Here is a 4,215-nt window from a genome sequence, read left to right on the forward strand (position 1 = left end):
TCCTGGGGTTGACTGAGTATTTCGCCTTCTACAACGGAGAGCGCCCCCACCAATCCCTGGGGTACCTCACGCCTGATGCGGTCTACCGATCGGGAAACGGGGGTGGGGCCAAGATCGTCGATCGCTTCGGCGAGACAACACTGGGGCAGCGCCAAACCGCTGCGATTGAGGTGGCCAGTACAACTTAAATTCGGGGGAAAACTGTCCTGGACATGGGGTCCACTTTACACTGAGCCACGATCTGCTTAATCAAAGTGTCGGCAGACGAATCAAGTCACTGCCCTGCGCGCACGAGGCGAACGTAGTTGTTGTCGATCTTAGTATCATGGCTAACGAGGCCATATCTAAAATCGACATACCACACAAAGTAGGGACTGTTATACGGCGTCGAAGACCAAAACGAGCCTGAGTACGGGGTATTCGGGAAATAGCTTTCGTTGATTGCCGAGCCAAAGCAGCGCCGCTCGACTAGCGATGCCAGCTCGTTCTTGTTCGGCAGACGCCAGTCGGAGCTGCCGGCAAAGTTCGAGTCTTCGGCACGCTGTAGTGCTTTTTGCCAATTGAAGGTTTCGACACTACCGCTGGCACAGCCAGCGCCACTCATCCCTTCGGCGCATTGCTTCCAGATTAACCCGGTAACGAGATCGGTCACGGTGCCGTCGCCGTTATCCTGGTAACGGCTGTCTGGCGCGGTTGCGGCAATCTGGTCGCTGCAAAACACCGATGCCTGCACCACACCGAGCAAGAGACTTAAACTAATTGCGCTTAGAGGGCGCCATAGGTATTCAATCATGGGTGTTTCCTAAGTAACGAGTGAGAAATAAGTTATACGCTATAGGATTCAAAAGCCTACTGTTCGCTCAACTGCCCGCAATATAGTATGCAACTTGTTAGTGAACCGCTCCTAACAATATTCGATAATTCGATCTTGTGCCTGTTTGGTTCTGTACTATAGATACGGTAGCTTGGCAGTCGAGTCAATATGCAGGTAACTCAAGGGCATCCATTTAATGCCGCCGGACAGATGCTAATCTGTGAATGAAATAGAGGTTAATCTAATTCCCATCGCGCACTAGGCGAACAGATTGAGCTCCGTACTTCATTGTGTTGTCGCCGGCGCTGCCACTATAGAAATCGACACTCCATGCTGTGTAAGAATCACCGCTAGCGCTAGAAGTCGGCGTTGAAGACCAATAATCATGTGCGACAGCTCTAGTGTTTGGAAAATAATCGGTGTCAATCGCTGGAAAAGCCCATTCATTGGCAGCTTGATCGTTATTAACGATCGAGAGCAAATCATCGACTGTGGGTAGCCGCCAGTCGCTTGCGCCGCACAGTCCCTCGGCATTGACACGCGCTACGAATGCCTCTGTGTTGCAATAGGCGTCTGGTGTGCTGCCGATGACACGGCCGAAGCAGAAGGTGCCGCCGCTATTGGCGTAGCCTTCATAGCCACCATTGGTGGCTGAGTCTGTGTTGTACCAGACATAGAGGTCATCCCTGTCATGCAGTCCGCCATCTTTGGTTTTGACTTCCCAGATCAAGCCGGTGACGTTATCGCGTACGCATGACCAATCAGTCGCGTCCGCCGACAGGTCGTTGCCGCTGTCGTCGAGTTTAGTGAAGCTGAAGCCGGCGTAGCCATCGTCGGGGTTGTTGTGCGTCACATCGCGACCAGATTCCGCGTCTTGTCCGGGATAATCGACAACAGGGCAATCTAGAAAATAGCTACCGCCATCCACACACAACTCGGTACCAGTATCGTTGAGTGGGTAAATGTCCGCAGGGAGCAAAGACGCCAGCAGCTCTGCGATACGTCCAATCCTGGTATCGACGTCCTCCGCGCTGCTGCCGACGCCGTCCAACACGTCACTTCCGGCTTGACGCAGAGCGGTTTGCTCCTCGGTCGAGAGCAGGCTGTAGAGAATCGCATGCTCACGTTGATAGTCGGCAAAGGCCAACGCGACTTTGACCCGATTGCCGAAACGCGCCATGTCCTCTTCCGCATTCGAATTAGCCCAGCCGCCCTCGATCAAAGCGACAATCATTTGATTGCGCTGCACCCGCCCGGCTTCGAGCTCACTTAGCCAATAGGCATAACCTTCGGAGTCAGGCGCTCGATCGAAGATGTTCTGATAAAGGGCCTCAATGAGCGGGCCATAGCCAAGCGAGCTGGGATACTCGGCCTGCACCAAAGGCTGATCGAAGAAGCTCTGCGCTACCGTTGTTTGGGTCCACTGCGAGAGGGTCTCGATGTTGTTGACCCAATAGTCGAGACCCTCTGAGTCGGGGGCATAGCCCATAGTGGCGATGTATATCTCAGCAACTTGCCACGAAGTGTCGCGCTCTGCTGCCAAGGGTTGGGTGACGCTGATTGTCAGGAGGCCGAAGAGGGTTATAAAAAAATACGAGAAACGGTTGGTGGATTGCGATAATGGGCGAGCAGCGAGTCGCGGATCGAGAGACACGGGTAAACTCCTTATTATCGGCTAAGAAGAGCAAGTAAGGGCCAAGTCTCGTATTGTACCACCTTCCCTGATACGCTATCGTTGAGCGATGGCTAGACCTCTCCGAATCGAGTTCGCCGGTGCGCTGTACCACATCACCTAGCGTGGTGATCGGCGCAAGCCAATCTACGATGACGATCGCGAGGCGTTCTTGCGGGTGCTCGCGGAGGTGGTGGAGCGTTTCAACTGGCTGTGCCACGCCTACTGCCTGATAACAAACCACTATCACCTCATCATCGAGACGGTCGAGGGCAATCTCTCCAAGGGAATGCGCCAGTTGAATGGCGTTTACACGCAAACCTCGAACCGACGTCATGGCCGCGTCGGCCACCTCTTACAGGGTCGTTTCAAGGGCATCCTGGTCGACAAAGACGCCTATCTGCTGGAGTTGACCCGCTACGTCGTCCTCAATCCGGTGCGCGCAGGGCTTGTCGCGACTCTGGATGCTTGGCCTTGGAGCAGCTACCGGGCCATGATCGGGATGGTGCCTGCGCCTGCCTGGCTGGCGGTGGACGGACTCTTGAGCCAGTTCGGTGACCGTCGCGAGGAGGCCCGTCTTCAGTATCAACGCTTCGTCAGCGAAGGCGTCGGAAAGCGGGATTTCTGGAGCGACCTTCGCCAGCAGGTCTATCTGGGGGATTCCACGTTTGTGGAGCGGATGCAGGCCAAGGCCCGGATTCGAGGCGACGTGCTCACCATCCCCAAGGTGCAACGTCGCGCCCCGGCGCCCGCGTTGGCTGTGATCGCCGCGCAGCATGCGGATCGCAACGCGGCCATCCGCGCGGCCTATGCGACCGGAGCTTACAGCTATCGCGAGATCGCGCAGCACTTTGGGGTTCATTTGGCGACCGTCGGACGCGTCGTGCGGAAGGGATTGCAATGATGCGAAAATTGACCGTATGCCGTAATAGTCTGATTAAATTGCGGATTCAAGTTCCGCCGATGGAGTTGCTCGTACACCATTGTAGTGCCCCGGAGCGGCGTTTGGGTAACCAAGGGTCGTGAGTTTCGTGGGTGTCAAGTCCCCGAAGATTATATATTCGTTTTTTGAATAGTTCGGGGCGCTTCTCGGCCCAATCCTTGAGGGCTTGAATCGGAGCGATGTGTCCGAGTGCTTTTTGCGGAATGTGCTGGTTGTAGACCTGGACGTAGCGGGTGATGGTTTGCTCCAGACTTTGCGACGAGTCGAAGCGTGTCGTGGCCAGCACCTCGGCGATGCGCCCATTGAAACGCTCGACCATGCCATTGGTCTGTGGGGTTCTGGGTTTGGTCAGGCGATGCTCGATGACGTGCTGGGCGCAGACCTGATCGAAGCGATGCTGTCCCGTTGGCGAGCGCTCGCCCCGTGGCGCAGAAACGGTCGGTGAACTCTTTGCCGTTATCGGTGAGGATCTTGGTGAGGGTGAATGGCGCCTTGGCGATCAGGCGCTCGAGAAAGCCACTGGCCGAAGCCGCCGACTTATCGTCGAGGATCTCGACATAGACCCAGCGGGTGGCACGGTCGATCGCCGCGAAGAGGTATTTTCGGCGGTCTTCATCGGGCATCTGGGGCAGGTACTTGACGTCGACATGGACGAAGCCGGGAGCGTAGTCCTTGAAGGTCTTCACCGGACGCTTCGCGGTGTCCGCCTCCTGCGGGATCAGGGACTTGAGGTTGGAGACCCCGTGGCGACGCAAGCACCGATCGAGTGCCGAACGCGAGGCCTCG

General features: G+C 56.2%; 3 protein-coding genes and 2 pseudogenes. 2 read left to right on the forward strand and 3 right to left on the reverse strand.

The annotated features are described in order from the left end of the window. A partial coding sequence (locus THIDRDRAFT_RS22860) for an integrase core domain-containing protein (protein ID WP_040845934.1) occupies positions 1 to 188 on the forward strand: 188 nt, incomplete at its 5' end. Positions 189 to 274: 86 nt separating this feature from the next. Here THIDRDRAFT_RS22860 and THIDRDRAFT_RS22865 read toward each other — a convergent pair. Both THIDRDRAFT_RS22865 and THIDRDRAFT_RS24275 read right to left on the reverse strand, forming a co-directional pair. Next, positions 275 to 793, reverse strand: coding sequence for an Lcl C-terminal domain-containing protein (locus THIDRDRAFT_RS22865; RefSeq protein WP_007043309.1), 519 nt, complete (start codon positions 791 to 793; stop codon positions 275 to 277). Between the two features lie 262 nt (positions 794 to 1,055). Beyond that, on the reverse strand, positions 1,056 to 2,468 hold the full coding sequence (locus THIDRDRAFT_RS24275; protein WP_007043310.1) for an Lcl domain-containing protein: 1,413 nt from the start codon (positions 2,466 to 2,468) through the stop codon (positions 1,056 to 1,058). An 88-nt stretch (positions 2,469 to 2,556) separates the two neighbouring features. On the opposite strand from THIDRDRAFT_RS24275, the pseudogene THIDRDRAFT_RS22875 reads away from it, so the two are divergent. Next, positions 2,557 to 3,390 (forward strand): annotated as a pseudogene (locus tag THIDRDRAFT_RS22875) (transposase). A gap of 46 nt (positions 3,391 to 3,436) precedes the next feature. Here THIDRDRAFT_RS22875 and THIDRDRAFT_RS22880 read toward each other — a convergent pair. After that, positions 3,437 to 4,215 (reverse strand): annotated as a pseudogene (locus THIDRDRAFT_RS22880) (DDE-type integrase/transposase/recombinase); the annotation flags it as partial.

This window comes from Thiorhodococcus drewsii AZ1 (assembly GCF_000224065.1).
In the GTDB taxonomy this organism is placed as follows: Bacteria; Pseudomonadota; Gammaproteobacteria; order Chromatiales; family Chromatiaceae; genus Imhoffiella; species Imhoffiella drewsii.